The organism is Streptomyces sp. NPDC059248 (genome assembly GCF_042753905.1).
Taxonomy (GTDB): Bacteria; Actinomycetota; Actinomycetes; order Streptomycetales; family Streptomycetaceae; genus Streptomyces.
Map to the genome: position 1 here is coordinate 19,083 of NZ_JBHYZV010000055.1, position 16,448 is coordinate 35,530.

Genomic DNA, 16,448 nt, shown 5'->3' on the forward strand with positions numbered 1-16,448 from the left:
GCGCGGTTCCGCCCCCTATGCCTTCGGCAATGGGGGAACCCCCAGCGCCACCTCGGCACCTGAGCTGACCGCCCCGGAGGGTCAGGTCACATCCACGCGGAGCACCTTGTCGTCGCTCGACTCGGGGGAGCCGCGGCCGTCCGTCTCACTGGTGATCAGCAGCAGCTGGGAGGTGCCCGTGGTCAGAACCGTGCGGAGCCGGCCGTGGTCGCCTTCGAAGAACGGCTGGGGGTCACCGGAGAGCTCCGTCCCGGTGAGGGGGATCCGCCAGAGCCGTTCGCCGCGCAGGCCCGCCATCCAGATCGAACCCTTGGCATAGGCGATACCGCTGGGGGACGCCTCCTCCGTCTTCCACTGGGCCACCGGGTCCACGAAGGCGGGGTCGCCCTTCTTGCCCTCCGCCTTCGGCCAGCCGTAGTTCTTGCCGGGCCGGATGAGATTCAGCTCGTCCCAGGTGTTCTGCCCGAACTCGGCGGCCCAGAGCCGCTTGTCGTCGTCCCAGGCCAGGCCCTGCACATTGCGGTGGCCCAGTGAGTACACCAGCGACCCTGGGGTCGGATTGTCCGGCGCGGGCCGGCCGTCCGGGGTCATCCGGAGGATCTTGCCGGCCAGGGACTCCGGGTCCTGGGAGAGACCCGTCTCACCGACCTCGCCCGTCCCCGCGTACAGCATCTTGTCCGGGCCGAAGGCGATCCGGCCGCCGTTGTGGACGACGCCCTTGGGGATATCCCGAAGGACCGTGTCGGGGGCGCCCAGCTGCTGGCCCGCGGGGCGGCGTTCGTCGTACCGCAGGCGGGCGACGCGATTGTCGGACTCGGTGGTGAAGTACGCGTAGACCTGGCGGTCGGCGGCGAAGGACGGCGACAGCGCCAGGCCCAGCAGCCCGCCCTCGCCGTTGGGGGCGACACCCGGGACCGAACCGATCTCCGTGACCTTCCCGGACTCCGCGTCGACCCTGGAGACCGTCCCCTCGTCGCGCGAGGCGACCAGCAGATCGCCGTCCGGCAGGACGGCCGCGCCCCAGGGGGACTTCAGCCCCTCGGCGACCGTCCCGGCCACCTTCGCGGACCCCTTGGCCGGAGCCCCCGACGGGGACGCGCTCGCACCGGGCCCCGACGAGGCCGAGGCGCCCGGAGACTTCGTGCCGTCCCCCTGGCCGCCCGATCCGCCACCGGACGACGAGCACGCCGCGCCCGTCATCAGCACGGCCGCGGCCAGCACGGCCCTCATACCAGCACGTCGCACGATTCCAATCCCTTCGACGGGGCCCTGGGGAGCCAGTGACTATCCTTCATACACCGCCCGCGCGATCCGGGTTCCCCTACCCCGCAACGGAGTTCACCGAGCACCGTTCGGCGGGCGGTCAGTCCCAGGAGTCCCAGGAGTCCCGGGCCGGGGGCAGCGCCCCGATCTCCGACTCGTCGCGCTCGGTGAGACGTATCCCCGCCGCCCCCGCGTTCTCCAGCGCCCACCGCTCCCGCTTCGCGCCCGGAACCGGGACCACATGACGGCCCCGGGCCAGCACCCACGCCAGCGCCACCTGGGCCGGTGTCGTCTCCGGGCCGTGCCGGGCGGCGATCCGGCGCAACCCCGCCACCAGCGGCTGGTTCGCCGCCATCATCTCCGCCGTGAAGCGGGGATGACGGGCCCGCGGATCGTCCGGCTCGAAGCCCCCGCCCGGCGTCAGAGTCCCGGTCAGAAAACCGCTGCCCAGCGGCATCGCGGCCAGGAAACCCACCCCGCGCGCCTCGCACCACGGCACCAGCCGGGCCAGAGCCCGGGGCGACCAGACCGACAGCTCCGCCTCGACGGCGCTCACCGGGAAGCTCTGCTGGAGCCGCTCCAGCAGCCGGATCGTTCCTTCGTAGGCATCCCCGGGCGCCGCCGTACCGCGCCGGAACGTCGGGATACCCCCCGCCGCCCCCACGGCGCACACCCCGAGCGCCCGTACCTTCCCCGCGGTGACCAGGTCGGCCATCGCGCCCCAGGTCTCCTCGACGGGTATGTCCGGATCGGTCCTGTGCAGCTGGTAGAGGTCGATCACATCGGTCTGGAGCCGCCGCAACGACGCGTCGCACGCCCGGCGCACATAGCCCGGACGGCCGTTGGCCACCACATGCCCGTCGGCCACCAGCAGCCCGACCTTGGTCGACACGAACGCGTCCGCCCGCCGCTCCCGCAGCACCCGGCCGATCAGCAGCTCATTGGTGTAGGGCCCGTACATATCGGCGGTATCCAGCAGGGTGGTGCCCGCGTCCAGCGCCGTGTGCACGGCCCGCCGGGACCGGTCACCGTTCCGCTGCGACGCGGTGTACGCCCAGCTCATCGGCATACACCCCAGCCCCACCGCGCCCACCCGCAACGCCGCCGCGCCGATCGTCCTGCACTCCACCCGCCCCTGCCCTCCACTCCCCGCGCCCACCCCCGGACGCCACCAAGCTAACCAACTCCCCGGCATCGTCCCCGCTCCCCCTCTCGCCGGGTCGCCCGGCCCCCGGCACCGGCACGTTCTACCCTCGTGACCATGACTGCTGATGTGTGGCTGCCCATACCGGCCGGCGAGATCGGGGGACTGCCTCCCGCGGGCGCGTCCGGCCTCGTCTACCGCCACTGGGACGGCGGGCCGGACTTCCCGGCCGACCCGGCCCACTGCGTCTTCTACACGGTGCCCCTGGAGAGGATGGAGATCGCGGTCCGTCCGTTGCCCGAGATGACGTCCGTACGGGTCGTTCAGACACTCACCGCAGGCACCGACCATGTCGAAGCGGCGCTCGGAAGCCTGCACTCCGGTGTACGCCTCTGCAACGCCAAGGGGGTCCACGAAGCGTCGACCGCCGAGCTGGCACTGGCCCTGCTCCTCGCGTCCCTGCGGGGGATCCCCCGCTTCGTCCGGGGCCAGGACGCCGAGGAGTGGCACGCCGGCTACTACCCGGCCCTCGCCGACAGGACGGTGCTGATCATCGGCTACGGATCGATCGGCGCGGCGATCGAGGACCGGCTCACCCCCTTTGAATGTGCGCGGGTCCTGCGCGTCGCGCGCTCCCCCCGCACCACCGAGCGCGGGGAAGTGCGACCATTCACCGATGTCCCCGGTCTGCTGCCCGACGCCGATGTGGTGATCCTCTCCACTCCGCTGAACGAGGGGACGAAAGGGCTGGTGGACGCCGCGTTCCTGGCCCGGATGAAGGACGGCGCGCTGCTGGTGAACGTCGCCCGGGGCGCCGTGGTCGACACCGGGGCGCTGCTCGCCGAGGCGGAGAGCGGACGGCTGACCGCCGCACTGGATGTCACCGACCCCGAACCCCTGCCCCCGGGGCACCCGTTGTGGCATGCTCCCGGCGTGCTGATCAGCCCTCATGTCGGCGGCTCCACCTCGGCGTACCTGCCCCGCGCCAAGCGGCTGCTGACCGCCCAGCTCACCCGGTTCGCGGCCGGTGAACCCCTCGGCAACGTCGTCCTCACCACCTGACGCGCTCCCCTCCGCACCCACGGCACCTCGGTACGCCTCCGGGCCCGACACCCTTCTGACCGGTGAGAACCCGCCACCCCTACCCCTCCCGCCCCCACCCCGCTTGACGTCACAGCCGAAAACGCTGCGAAGTCATCCGATCGCCGGGCGCGCCGCGACGCCTCCATGCCGTCACTGTGTGTAGAGGTGCTATGTCCCTGAGTGACCGTGCTGGTGTAAAGTCCCGACTTGGGGGCCGCACCCGCATGGGGTGGTGCAGCGTGGCGGCCCGACTGCCGAACGGATTTCGAGGGGGGCGACGGGCGATGTACGGCCAATGGCTACGGACCACGGATCCTGCGCGGCGGGGGCGCCACCGACGGCGCCCGTGGAGCGCCCGGGCATGTTCGCACCCCCCGGGGGCGGCGAGCAGTGGAGCGGTCCTGTGACCGCCCCGGAGGCGCGCCGGGCCGCTCGCGCGGCGGGCGGCGGAATCGTCACCCCGCTCCTCCTGGCCGTCGTCTGCTCCGGGTACGCCGTCGGCGCCACACTCGGCTGGGGATCGCGCGAACTCGCCCTGATCATGGGTGATTTCGGGCTGAGCGCGGCGGCGCTGATCGCCGCCGTCTCCTGTCTCTGCTACGCGCGCCGGGTGCCGTCCCGGCTGCGCCCGGCCTGGCTGCTGTTCGCGCTCTCCTCCCTGATGGCGGCCATCGGCAACGCCATCTGGGGCTGGTACGAGGTGGTGCTGGGCCAGCCGGTGCCGAGCCCGTCCGTCGCCGATGTGTTCTTCCTCTGCTTCCCGCCGCCCGCCATCGTCGGACTGCTGGTTCTGGCGAAACGGCCGGTGACCCGGGCCGGCTGGGTCTGTCTGGCCCTCGACTCCTGGCTGATCGGCGGATCCCTGCTGACCCTGTCCTGGAGCCTGGCGCTCGCCCACACGGCGAACGCCCAGGGCCGCAGCGTGGCGCCCGCGGCGCTCTCGCTCGCCTATCCGATGCTGGACATCGTGCTGGTCAGCATGGTGCTGGCACTCCACTTCCGCCGCTCGGGCGGTCATCGCTCCGCGGTCAACACCGCCGTCGCCGCACTCGCCCTCACGGTGGTCTCCGACGCGCTGTTCACCTCACCGCTGCTCCGGGAGACCTACCGCTCGGGCCAGCTGCTGGACGCGGGCTGGTTCGCCGGATCGCTGCTGCTGGCCTACGCCCCCTGGGGCGCCCGCAGACCTCCCGAGTCACCGCGCCCGCCGCGCGGGCCGCGCCATCTCAGCCGCCCGGTCACGGGCTCCCTCCCGGCGCTCACGCCGTATCTGGCCGCCGCCGTCTGCACCCTGGGGATCCTCTTCCACGTCGTCGAGGGCCGTCAGGTCGATCTGTTCGTGGTCCTCACCGCCTGCACGGTGGTGCTGGCCCTGGTCGTCCGCCAGGGCATCATGCTCATCGACAACATGGCCCTCACCCATGAGCTGGCCCAGAAGGAGAACCACTTCCGCTCCCTCGTCCAGGGGTCCAGCGACGTCATCATGATCGCCGCGCCGTCCGGGATACTGCGCTACGTCAGCCCCGCCGCTTCCGGTGTCTACGGGCGCGACGCCGAGGAGCTGACCGGCTCCGAGCTGGCCTGTCTCGTCCATCCCCAGGACCTTGGCCGGGTCGTCCACGAGGTGCGGCGGTTCCTGGCCACCACCCCCGAGGACGAGCCGACGACCCGGATCGAGTGCCGGTTCCGCTCGGGCGACGGCGAGTGGCTCAATGTGGAGTCCATCGTCAACCGCCACCAGGGCGGGCTGATCTTCAACAGCCGGGACGTCACCGAGCGGGTCCGGCTCCAGGCCCAGTTGCAGCACAGCGCCGAACACGACCCGCTGACCGATCTGCCCAACCGGGCGCTCTTCACCGAGCGGGTCCGGCGCGCGATCGGCGGCCGGCGGGCCCCCGACGCCGGTACGGCGGTGCTCTTCATCGACCTCGACGGCTTCAAGGGCGTCAACGACCGGCTCGGCCACCAGGCGGGCGACGAACTGCTGATCGCCGCCGCCGGACGGCTCGCCGAATCCGTACGCTCCGGTGATACGGCGGCCCGGCTCGGCGGCGACGAGTTCGCCGCCCTCATCCTCGGCGACGGCACCCGGGACCGGGCGTCCCGCGAGGCCCAGGTCGTGGAGATCGCCGACCGGCTGCGGCTCACGCTCTCCCAGCCGTACCGCATCGACGGACAGGACGTCCGCGTCGCCGCCTCCATCGGCGTCGCCTTCACCGAGCCCGGTATCAGCCCCACGGGGCTGATGCGCAACGCCGACCTCGCCATGTACCGGGCCAAGGCCGGGGGCAAGGACCGGGTGGAGCTGTACGCTCCGCAGATGCAGGCCGAGGTCGTCCGCAGGACCGAACTCGCCGCCCGGCTGCGCACGGCGCTCCACGAGGGCGAGTTCGCCCTCCTCCACCAGCCGGTGATCAATCTCGCCTCCGGCCGGATCGACGCCGTCTCCGCCCAGGCCCGCTGGCGCTCGGCCCACGGCATCCTCTTCACCCCCGCCGAGTTCCTGCGGGTCTCCGGCGACGGCGACCGGGCCGACGAACTGGGCCGCTGGCTGCTGGACGAGGCCGTCGCCCAGGCCGCCGAGCGCGACAGACGCGGCCACCACGTCCCGGTGACCGTACGGGTCTCCACCCGCCGGCTGCTCGACCGGTCCCTGCCGCCCGGCAGCATCGAGCGGCTGCTCGCCCGGCACGGGCTGCCCTCCGGCGCGCTCACCATCGAACTCTCCGACAACGACCCCCGGATCCACCAGGACACCCGGGCGTCCCTGGACGAGCTGGAGCAGCGGCTGATGGCGCTGCGCAGAATCGGCGTACGGATCGCGCTCGACGGCTTCGGCAGCGGCTATGCCGCGATCAACGCGCTGCGCCGGCTTCCACTGGACGTACTGAAGCTCGACCGGGGGCTGACCGACGGGATCGTGGAGTCCTCCCGTCAGTACAAGATCACCAGCGGGCTGCTGGGGATCGCCTGCGACCTCGGGATGGAGTCCGTGGCCGAGGGCGTCGACCTCCCCGAGCAGGTGCTCGCCCTGCGGGCCATGGGCTGCACCCACGGCCAGGGGGCCGCCTTCGCCGGCGCCCTCGACGAGTACCGGCTGCGCCGGGCCCTGGTCAGGGACGACTATCCGGTCACGGGCGAGGTCGCCCTGCCCGCCCTGACGGGAGGCGCTGCGGGTGGCTCGTTCCGGATGCGCGGCGGCTCACATAATGAGACTCGTGTCCCACCGGCTTGACAGTGGCGGCGCGTCGGGGAGAGGGTCAGTGCCATGCGCACCCGAATTCTCGTACTTGGACAGCGCGTCGGCTGAGCGGGTTCCCCACCAGGACCCCGCGGACTCCTCCCGACGCGCTCCCCTCGCCTGCCTCACGGCACGAGGGGTTTTTTGTTGCACCGGCACCGGGCGGCGAACCGGAGTCAAGCGGCGGAAAACCCAACAAAGAACTCAGCGAAGAACGCAGTACGACCCCCACCCGTCTCCCGAGCCCTCCTCAAGCCCAGCAGCACCCGCAGTCCCCCTCCGCGAACCCTCTGCTTCGAGAAGAGAATGCCGATGACCGAGCAGGCCACCGGGGCCCATCATCCCCAGCCGCGCGCCCGTACGGGCGGATCGCCGACCGCCGCGGTCGAGCACGTCACAGGTGCGCAGTCCCTCATCCGCTCGCTCGAGGAAGTCGGTGCCGACACCGTCTTCGGCATCCCCGGCGGAGCCATCCTCCCCGCCTACGACCCGATGATGGACTCCACCAGGGTGCGCCACATCCTGGTCCGCCACGAGCAGGGCGCGGGTCACGCGGCGACCGGATACGCGCAGGCCACCGGCAAGGTCGGGGTCTGTATGGCCACCTCGGGGCCGGGCGCCACCAATCTGGTCACCCCGATCGCCGACGCCCATATGGACTCCGTCCCGATGGTCGCGATCACCGGCCAGGTCGCCTCGCACGCGATCGGTACCGATGCCTTCCAGGAGGCGGACATCGTCGGCATCACCATGCCGATCACCAAGCACAACTTCCTGGTCACCAAGGCGGAGGACATCCCGCGGACGATCGCCGAGGCGTTCCACATCGCCTCCACCGGCCGCCCGGGACCCGTCCTCGTCGACATCGCCAAGGACGCCCTCCAGGCGCGCACCACCTTCAGCTGGCCGCCCGCCCAGGACCTGCCCGGCTACCGCCCCGTGACCAAGCCGCACGCCAAGCAGATCCGTGAGGCCGCCCGGCTGATCACCGAGGCCAAGCGCCCGGTGCTCTACGTCGGCGGCGGCGTCATCAAGGCCGGTGCCACCGCCGAGCTGAAGGTCCTCGCCGAGCTGACCGGCGCGCCCGTCACCACGACCCTGATGGCCCTCGGCGCCTTCCCCGACAGCCACCCGCTGCATGTCGGCATGCCCGGGATGCACGGCTCGGTCACCGCCGTCACGGCCCTCCAGAAGGCCGATCTCATCGTCGCCCTCGGCGCCCGTTTCGACGACCGGGTCACCGGCAAGCTGGACAGCTTCGCCCCGTACGCCAAGATCGTCCACGCGGATATCGACCCGGCCGAGATCGGCAAGAACCGTACCGCCGACGTCCCGATCGTGGGCGACGCCCGGGAGGTCGTGGCCGACCTGGTCCAGGCGGTGCAGGCCGAGCACAGCGACGGCCGGCGCGGCGACTACAGCGCCTGGTGGAAGGACCTCAACCGCTGGCGGGACACCTACCCCCTCGGCTACACCCAGCCGGAGGACGGCAGTCTCTCCCCGCAGCAGGTCATCGAGCGGATCGGCCAGCTCGCGCCCCCGGACACCGTCTACGCGGCCGGAGTCGGCCAGCACCAGATGTGGGCCGCCCACTTCATCCGGTACGAGCAGCCCGCCACCTGGCTCAACTCCGGCGGCGCCGGAACGATGGGCTACGCGGTCCCGGCCGCCATGGGCGCCAAGGCCGGCGCCCCCGACCGCACGGTCTGGGCCATCGACGGCGACGGCTGCTTCCAGATGACCAATCAGGAACTGACCACCTGCGCCCTGAACAACATCCCGATCAAGGTCGCCATCATCAACAACGGCGCCCTCGGCATGGTCCGGCAGTGGCAGACCCTCTTCTACAACCAGCGCTACTCCAACACCGTGCTGCACTCGGGACCCGGCGCCGACGGCACCGGTCCGAGCGCCGGTACCCGCGTCCCGGACTTCGTCAAGCTGTCCGAGGCCATGGGCTGCCACGCCCTGCGCTGCGAGTCCCCCGAGGACCTCGACAAGGTCATCGCCGAGGCCAACGCGATCAACGACCGGCCGGTCGTGATCGACTTCATCGTCCACGAGGACGCCATGGTCTGGCCGATGGTCGCCGCCGGGACCTCCAACGACGAGGTCATGGCCGCCCGCGGGGTGCGCCCCGACTTCGGCGACGGCGAAGACGACTGAGCGAGCAGAGAGAGACGGAAGACCCACCCATGTCAACCAAGCACACGCTCTCCGTCCTGGTGGAGAACACCCCGGGCATCCTCGCCCGGATCGCCGCCCTGTTCTCCCGCCGCGGCTTCAATATCGACTCGCTCGCCGTCGGCGTCACCGAGCACCCCGACATCTCCCGGATCACCATCGTGGTCGGTGTCGAGGACCTTCCGCTGGAGCAGGTCACCAAGCAGCTCAACAAGCTGGTCAATGTGCTGAAGATCGTCGAGCTGGAACCCAGCGCCGCGATCCAGCGCGAACTGGTCCTGGTGAAGGTGCGGGCCGACAACGAGACCCGCTCCCAGATCGTCGAGATCGTCCAGCTCTTCCGCGCCAAGACCGTGGACGTCGCACCCGAGGCCGTGACCATCGAGGCCACCGGGTCCAGCGACAAGCTGGAGGCCATGCTCCGGATGCTGGAGCCGTTCGGCATCAAGGAGCTGGTCCAGTCCGGCACGATCGCCATAGGGCGCGGTGCCCGGTCCATCACCGACCGGTCCCTGCGCGCCCTGGACCGCTCCGCCTGACACCGCGGTCCGCCCCCGGCCGGGGCCCCGCCCCGGCCCGTACCACCCCGGGTCCCCGCCCGTATCGCGAGACCCCCCGCCAGACCCTTCCCTCCCCGCCGTACGGTGGGACGCACCATCAGCACTCAAGGAGATATCCCAGTGGCCGAGCTGTTCTACGACGACGATGCCGACCTCACCATCATCCAGAACCGCAAGGTCGCGGTCATCGGCTACGGCAGCCAGGGCCACGCCCACGCCCTGTCGCTCCGTGACTCCGGCGTCGACGTCCGCGTCGGTCTGCACGAGGGCTCCAAGTCCAAGGCCAAGGCCGAGGAGCAGGGTCTGCGCGTGGTGACGCCCGCCGAGGCGTCCGCCGAGGCCGACGTCATCATGATCCTGGTCCCGGACCCGATCCAGGCCCAGGTCTACGAGGAGTCCATCGCCCCGAACCTGAAGGACGGCGACGCCCTCTTCTTCGGTCACGGCCTGAACATCCGCTTCGGCTTCATCAAGCCCCCGGCCGGTGTCGACGTCGCCATGGTCGCCCCCAAGGGCCCGGGCCACCTGGTCCGTCGTCAGTACGAGGAGGGCCGCGGCGTCCCGTGTATCGCCGCGGTCGAGCAGGACGCCACCGGCAAGGCCTTCGAGCTGGCGCTCTCGTACGCCAAGGGCATCGGCGGCACCCGGGCCGGGGTCATCAAGACCACGTTCACCGAGGAGACCGAGACCGACCTCTTCGGTGAGCAGGCGGTGCTCTGCGGTGGTACGGCCGCCCTGGTCAAGGCCGGTTTCGAGACGCTGGTCGAGGCCGGATACCAGCCGGAGATCGCCTACTTCGAGTGCCTCCACGAGCTGAAGCTGATCGTCGACCTGATGTACGAGGGCGGCCTGGAGAAGATGCGCTGGTCGGTCTCCGAGACCGCCGAGTGGGGCGACTACGTCACCGGCCCGCGGATCATCACCGACCAGACCAAGGCCGAGATGAAGAAGGTCCTCACCGAGATCCAGGACGGCACGTTCGCCAAGAACTGGATGGACGAGTACCACGGCGGTCTGAAGAAGTACCAGGAGTACAAGACGCAGGACGAGAACCACCTGCTGGAGACCACAGGCAAGGAGCTGCGGAAGCTCATGAGCTGGGTCGACAACGACGACGCCTGAGTCGTGGAGGAAGGGCCGGGGCCCCCGGGGAGTCGTATCCCGGGACGCTCCGGCCCTTCGGTCCTTTCCGGCGGATCCCGGCCGGGCCCGCGGGCCCGGCCGTCGTCCGCCACTTCGTCCAGCCTCGGACGGGTGATCCTGCCGTGAAGGCGCATGACTCCCCCCGGGGCGGCACTACACTTCTCAACAACACGCGTCAGGCCCACAGTGTCGTGCGTCTTCCACGCGGCTAGCCCCTCCACCGCCTGCGGCCGTCGGGACGGCCGTCTCCCGCCAGGGCCCTCCGGGCACCGCCGGGACTCCTTGGACTTGTGAGGACTCACGTGAGCGCTGAGCTTGCCCGTAAACCCGTCGTACTCATCGCCGAAGAGCTGTCGCCCGCCACCGTGGACGCGCTCGGTCCGGACTTCGAGATCCGCCACTGCAACGGCGCGGACCGCGCGGAGCTGCTGCCCGCGATCGCCGACGTGGACGCGATCCTGGTCCGTTCGGCGACCAAGGTCGACGCCGAGGCCATCGCCGCCGCGAAGAAGCTGAGGGTGGTCGCCCGCGCCGGGGTCGGTCTGGACAACGTCGACGTCTCCGCCGCCACCAAGGCCGGTGTCATGGTGGTCAACGCGCCCACCTCGAACATCGTCACCGCCGCCGAGCTGGCCTGTGGGCTGCTGATCGCCACCGCCCGCAATATCCCGCAGGCCAACACGGCGCTGAAGAACGGCGAGTGGAAGCGCTCCAAGTACACGGGTGTGGAGCTGGCCGAGAAGACGCTGGGCGTCGTCGGCCTGGGCCGGATCGGGGTCCTGGTCGCCCAGCGGATGTCCGCGTTCGGGATGAAGATCGTCGCCTACGACCCCTATGTCCAGCCCGCGCGGGCCGCGCAGATGGGCGTCAAGCTGCTCTCCCTGGACGAGCTGCTGGAGGTCTCCGACTTCATCACCGTCCATCTGCCGAAGACCCCCGAGACCCTGGGGCTCATCGGTGACGAGGCGCTGCACAAGGTGAAGCCGACGGTCCGGATCGTCAACGCGGCGCGGGGCGGCATCGTCGACGAGGAGGCGCTGGCCTCGGCGCTGAAGGAGGGCCGGGTCGGCGGCGCGGGTCTGGACGTCTACGCCAAGGAGCCGTGCACCGACTCCCCGCTGTTCCAGTTCGACCAGGTCGTCTGTACGCCGCATCTGGGCGCGTCCACCGACGAGGCGCAGGAGAAGGCCGGTATCGCGGTGGCCCGTTCGGTGCGCCTCGCGCTCGCCGGCGAGCTGGTGCCCGACGCGGTCAACGTCCAGGGCGGAGTGATCGCCCAGGACGTCAAGCCGGGGCTGCCGCTGGCCGAGCGGCTGGGCCGGATCTTCACCGCCCTGGCGGGCGAGGTCGCGGTCCGGCTCGATGTCGAGGTGTACGGCGAGATCACCCAGCACGATGTGAAGGTGCTGGAACTCTCCGCGCTCAAGGGCGTGTTCGAGGACGTCGTCGACGAGACCGTGTCGTATGTCAACGCCCCGCTGTTCGCCCAGGAGCGGGGGGTCGAGGTCCGGCTGACCACCAGCTCGGAGTCCCCGGACCACCGCAATGTGGTGACCGTGCGCGGCACGCTCGGCGGCGGTGAGGAGATCTCGGTCTCCGGCACGCTCGCCGGTCCGAGGAACGTCCAGAAGATCGTCGGCATCAACGACCACGACGTGGATCTCGCGCTCTCCGAGCACATGCTGGTCCTGCGGTACGAGGACCGGCCCGGTGTGGTCGGCACGGTCGGCCGGATCCTGGGCGAGGCCGGTCTCAACATCGCCGGGATGCAGGTCTCGCGGGCCGAGGAGGGCGGCGAGGCGCTGGTCGTGCTCACCGTCGACGACACCGTGCCGCAGCCGGTGGTCACGGAGATCGCCGAGGAGATCGGCGCCACGTCGGCGCGCTCGGTCGACCTGTCCGACTGATCGCCGTCCGGCGGATCCGACGGGTCCGGTCGGTCCGCAAGGTCCGCACGGTCTGCAAGGTCCATGCGTTCGGTCGGCCGTCCGGCCGGCTCAGGTAACTCTCACGCCTCCGGGCCCGGTTCACCCAGATGAACCGGGCCCGGAGGCGTTCGGTGTCGTACGGCCGGTTCAGCGGCGGCGGCCGGCCGGCTCGGGGGCGGGCGCGGCGGCCGGCAGCCGTCCCCCGGGCGGCCCCGGGGTCCGCTCCCGGCGCAGCAGGACGAGGGCGAGCAGGGCCGCGAAGAGCATCAGCCCGGCGGTGCTCAGGGCCGCCAGCCGCATCCCCTCCACGAAGGCTTCCCCGGCGGCCGTCAGCAGCGGGCCGCCCAGCTCCCCGGGCAGCCGTCCGGCGACGGCGACCGCGCCGCCGAGGGTCTCCCGGGCGGTCTCCACCGCCCCCGCGGGCAGCCCCTCAGGGGCGGTGTCGTCGACACCGGCGCGATAGACCGCCGTCCCGATCGAACCGAGGACGGCCATCCCGAGCGCGCCGCCGAACTCGGTCGCGGTCTCCAGCAGGGACGCCGCGGAACCCGCCTTGTCGGGCGGCGCGGCCGACAGCGCCCGGTCGTTCATCAGCGCCAGGACGGAGACCAGTCCCGAGCCGGTGACCGAGGTGCTGACCAGGACCAGGGCGAGCTGATCCGTACCGGTGAGGGAGAGGGCGGCGAAGCCGGTCGCCGCGACGAGGAAGGCGGCGCAGACGACGATACGCCGGGAGAAGACCCGGGCGAGCGCCCCGGCGGCAGGGGCGGCGGCGCCGACGGGCACCGCCGGCAGGACGCTCCACAGCGCCGCCTCCAAAGGGCCCATGGCGAGCACCGACTGCAGATACTGGGTGGTGAAGTAGGCCGTTCCCATCAGGGCGAAGACGCTGATCAGCAGCAGGGCGGCGCTCCGTCCGAAGTCCGGGTCCGCGAACAGCTCCCGGCTGATCATCGCGTCCGGCCGGGTGCGCTGCCGGTGGACGAAGAGGGCGCCGACGGCCAGCCCGGTGACCAGCCAGAGGACGGCGGCCGGGGCCGGACCCTCGACGGCGATCTCCTTGAGTCCGTACACCGCCGGGAGGACGGCTCCGGCCGACAGCAGGACGCTCGGTACGTCGAAGCGGCCGGGCGCCGGGTCCTTCGACTCCGGTACGAGGACGGGCGCGAGGGCCAGCAGCAGCACCATCGCCGGGACGTTGACCAGGAAGACGGAGCCCCACCAGAAGCGTTCGAGCAGCACGCCGCCCAGGACCGAGCCGAGGGCCACGCCGGTGGCCAGGGTGCTCGACCAGATGCCGATCGCCAGGGTGCGTTCGCGGTCGTCGCGGAAGAGGGTGCGGACCAGGGCCATGGTGCTGGGCATCAGGGTCGCGCCGCCGATGCCGAGCAGGACCCGGGCGGCGATCAGCGTCTCGGCGCTGTCGGCGTAGGCGGCCAGCACGGACGCGGCGCCGAACGCGGCGGCGCCGGCCATCAGCAGCTTGCGGCGGCCGATCCGGTCGCCGAGCGCGCCCATGGTGATCAGCAGTCCGGCGAGGGCGAAGGCGTAGCTGTCGAGGATCCAGAGCTGCTGTGCGGCGCTCGGATCCAGTTCGCGGTTGACGGCGGGGATCGCGAAGTAGAGGACGGAGACGTCCATCGAGACCAGGAGGAGGGGGAGCAGCAGGACGACGAAGGCCGTCCATTCGCGGCGGCCGGCGCGTGGGCCCCCGGTGGCTGAGTTCGGCATGAGCGGAACCATACAAGCGTATTAAACATGTGTCTATGACGTGCGTATAAGACGCTTGTATGGGACGCTCGTCCAAGAGGCTCCGGGCGGCGGTACCCTCCGGGCATGGGACATCGTGAGGATCTGCTCGAAGGCGCCAAGCGCTGCCTGCTGGAGAAGGGGTACGCGCGGACCACCGCCCGCGACGTGGTCGCCGCGTCCGGGACGAATCTCGCCTCCATCGGCTACCACTACGGCTCCAAGGACGCGCTGCTGCAGGCCGCCTTCCTCGCGCTGATGGAGGCCTGGGGCGACTCGGTGGACCAGCCGGCCGAAGCCGCCGGACTGCCCGGGGCCGGGCCCGAGCGGTTCGAGGCGGTCTGGCGGCGGATGGTCTCGGGGTTCCCCGTCCACCGCGCGCTGTGGAAGCTCCAGATCGAGGTGGTGGCCCGGCTCGACGAGGACGAGAAGCTGGCCGAGGCGCTGCGCGGCTGGCAGGTGCGCGGCCGGACCGAGCTGGCCCAGCTCTTCGGCGGCGTCGACGCGGGCGAGGACCCCGAACGCGCCCGGGGCACAGGGCTGCTCGCCCAGGCGCTGGTGGCGGGCGTGATGACCCAGTGGCTGGTGGATCCGGACACCGCGCCCACGGCGGAGGACCTGGCGGAGGGGCTGAAGGCGCTGGCGGGAATCCCGGCGTAACACCGGTTCGCCCCAGGCGTCGGCCTTCGTCGGCCGTGGCATCCGGGCCGGGGCCTGCGCGGCCCGCGGCGGTCGGCCCGCGGCGGTCGGTCCGCTACAGGCGGGCCGTCTTCAGCGCCATGTGCAGCAGCAGGCGGTGCTCGCCGTCGGCCAGGTCGAGGCCGGTGAGCTGCTCCACCCGGGACAGCCGGTAGTAGAGCGTCTGGCGGTGAATGCCGAGCGCGGCGGCCGTCCGGCCCGCCTGTCCGGCGTGGTCGAGGAAGACCTCGGCGGTACGGGCCAGCTCCCGGTGGGCCGGGGCGAGCAGGGGGCGGACCGCCGGATCGTCCGCGGCCGGACCGTCCGCGAGGGCCGTGAGCATGCGGTACGGGCCGATGTCGGCCCACTCCACGACCCTCGGCGACCCGGGCTCGGCATGGGCCGCGCGGGCCGCGGCGGTCGCCTCGTACCAGGCGGTGTCGAGCCCGGAGAGGCCGGTACGCGGGGCGGCGACGCCCGCGGTCGGAGCCGGGGGAGCGGGCGGGGAGGCGGAGGCGCCGGGCCCCTTCGCGCCCGTCTTCGCGCGCGGCGTCGAACCGCCGGAGGCACCCGCGCCCGTCAGCTGTTCCGCGACGGCCAGCGCCGGTCCCGTGACATCGCCGGAGCGGAGCCGTACCAGCGCCGCGAGCACCTGGGACGAAGGACCGGCACCGTCGCGGTCGCCCGAACGCGAGCCCGAGCCCGAGCCCGAGTGCGGGCCCGAGCGCCCGCCCGCGCCCGGTTCGTCCGCCGCCGCGGGGGAGCGGGCGCCGGGCGCCGGGCTCCAGGGGACGGTGAGTGTGCACAGGGCGGCGACCGCGGGCAGCGACTGCGCCGACGGCGCGTCCGCCGAAGTCCAGGGCGCCACACAGACGACGGCGTGCGGCCCTTCGACCCCGCGGCCGACCCCGCCCAGGGCCGTCCGGAGCGCGGCCACCGCCATGTCGTACTGCCAGCCGCGTTCCGCCGTCAGGGCGGCCCGCAGCTCCCGCGCCACATCGGCGTCGGCCCGCTCCTCGTCCGCCAGCAGGACGCCGATCCTGGCGGCCACCTCCATCGCCGCCGCGAGCTGCTCGGCGGTCGGGCCCGGGGTGGTGTCCAGCAGCCAGACGTAGCCGAGGACGACACCCCGATGGCGTACCGGCAGACAGAGCCGGTCGCGGTAGACCCCGGCGTCCGGCGCGGCCGGGATCCGGACCGGGCCCGTCGCCCGGGTGATGCCGAACCCCTCGAACCAGGCCCGGACCGCCGGGGTGGACCGGCGGGTCAGGATCGAGCGGGTGCGCACCGGGTCGAGCTGGGCCTCGTCGAAGGCGCTGTCGCTGTCGTGGGCGCCGAAGGCGATCAGGCCGAAGTCGCGGTTCTCCAGCGTCGCCGGGGCCGCCAGCAGTGCCGAGATCTCGTCGACGAGGTCCTGGTAATCACCCTTCACCCGGACATTCTGGCACGGTCCGGTCCACCCTTCAGACATCTGT

At 71.9% G+C, this 16,448-nt stretch carries 11 protein-coding genes; 7 read left to right on the plus strand and 4 right to left on the minus strand.

The window, feature by feature from the left end:
• Positions 1-81 precede the first annotated feature (81 nt).
• Entirely contained in the window at positions 82-1,245 is a 1,164-nt protein-coding gene (locus ACFXG1_RS22685; RefSeq protein ID WP_384711914.1) for a PQQ-dependent sugar dehydrogenase, read from the minus strand.
• A gap of 118 nt (positions 1,246-1,363) precedes the next feature.
• Positions 1,364-2,392, minus strand: a complete 1,029-nt coding sequence (locus ACFXG1_RS22690; protein ID WP_384711916.1) for an aldo/keto reductase — start codon at positions 2,390-2,392, stop codon at positions 1,364-1,366.
• Positions 2,393-2,524: 132 nt separating this feature from the next.
• Here ACFXG1_RS22690 and ACFXG1_RS22695 point away from each other — a divergent pair, with 132 nt between their 5' ends.
• The 6 genes from ACFXG1_RS22695 (at position 2,525) to serA (ending at position 12,525) form a co-directional block, all read left to right on the plus strand.
• The gene (locus ACFXG1_RS22695; protein WP_384711918.1) at positions 2,525-3,469 is read left to right on the plus strand and encodes a 2-hydroxyacid dehydrogenase; all 945 of its coding nucleotides are present in this window, start codon (positions 2,525-2,527) and stop codon (positions 3,467-3,469) included.
• Positions 3,470-3,893: 424 nt separating this feature from the next.
• Positions 3,894-6,725 (plus strand): putative bifunctional diguanylate cyclase/phosphodiesterase, encoded by a 2,832-nt coding sequence (locus ACFXG1_RS22700; RefSeq protein ID WP_384744316.1) that lies wholly within the window; start codon positions 3,894-3,896, stop codon positions 6,723-6,725.
• 312 nt (positions 6,726-7,037) lie between these two features.
• Entirely contained in the window at positions 7,038-8,897 is a 1,860-nt protein-coding gene (locus ACFXG1_RS22705; protein WP_384711923.1) for an acetolactate synthase large subunit, read from the plus strand.
• A gap of 29 nt (positions 8,898-8,926) precedes the next feature.
• Positions 8,927-9,454 carry an acetolactate synthase small subunit gene (gene ilvN / locus ACFXG1_RS22710; RefSeq protein ID WP_384711926.1) on the plus strand — a complete coding sequence of 176 codons (528 nt, stop codon included), beginning with the start codon at positions 8,927-8,929 and terminating at the stop codon, positions 9,452-9,454.
• Positions 9,455-9,595: 141 nt separating this feature from the next.
• On the plus strand, positions 9,596-10,597 hold the full coding sequence (gene ilvC, locus ACFXG1_RS22715; protein WP_384711929.1) for a ketol-acid reductoisomerase: 1,002 nt from the start codon (positions 9,596-9,598) through the stop codon (positions 10,595-10,597).
• Positions 10,598-10,920: 323 nt separating this feature from the next.
• Entirely contained in the window at positions 10,921-12,525 is a 1,605-nt protein-coding gene (serA, locus tag ACFXG1_RS22720) for a phosphoglycerate dehydrogenase (protein WP_384711932.1), read from the plus strand.
• 168 nt (positions 12,526-12,693) lie between these two features.
• Here serA and ACFXG1_RS22725 read toward each other — a convergent pair whose 3' ends face one another.
• The gene (locus ACFXG1_RS22725) at positions 12,694-14,277 is read right to left on the minus strand and encodes an MFS transporter (RefSeq protein ID WP_384744296.1); all 1,584 of its coding nucleotides are present in this window, start codon (positions 14,275-14,277) and stop codon (positions 12,694-12,696) included.
• 105 nt (positions 14,278-14,382) lie between these two features.
• Here ACFXG1_RS22725 and ACFXG1_RS22730 point away from each other — a divergent pair, with 105 nt between their 5' ends.
• Positions 14,383-14,955 (plus strand): TetR/AcrR family transcriptional regulator, encoded by a 573-nt coding sequence (locus ACFXG1_RS22730; protein WP_384722782.1) that lies wholly within the window; start codon positions 14,383-14,385, stop codon positions 14,953-14,955.
• Positions 14,956-15,049: 94 nt separating this feature from the next.
• Here the strand turns inward: ACFXG1_RS22730 and ACFXG1_RS22735 are convergent, their stop codons facing one another.
• Positions 15,050-16,405 (minus strand): PucR family transcriptional regulator, encoded by a 1,356-nt coding sequence (locus ACFXG1_RS22735; protein WP_384744298.1) that lies wholly within the window; start codon positions 16,403-16,405, stop codon positions 15,050-15,052.
• Positions 16,406-16,448 lie beyond the last annotated feature (43 nt).

Excerpts from the sequence above, each read along its gene's own strand:
- ACFXG1_RS22725 (WP_384744296.1), bottom strand. The coding sequence starts at position 14,277 with ATGCCGAACTCAGCCACCGGGGGCCCACGCGCCGGCCGCCGCGAATGG.
- ACFXG1_RS22695 (WP_384711918.1), top strand. The coding sequence starts at position 2,525 with ATGACTGCTGATGTGTGGCTGCCCATACCGGCCGGCGAGATCGGGGGA.
- ACFXG1_RS22705 (WP_384711923.1), top strand. The coding sequence starts at position 7,038 with ATGCCGATGACCGAGCAGGCCACCGGGGCCCATCATCCCCAGCCGCGC.
- ACFXG1_RS22730 (WP_384722782.1), top strand. The coding sequence starts at position 14,383 with ATGGGACATCGTGAGGATCTGCTCGAAGGCGCCAAGCGCTGCCTGCTG.
- ilvN (WP_384711926.1), top strand. The coding sequence starts at position 8,927 with ATGTCAACCAAGCACACGCTCTCCGTCCTGGTGGAGAACACCCCGGGC.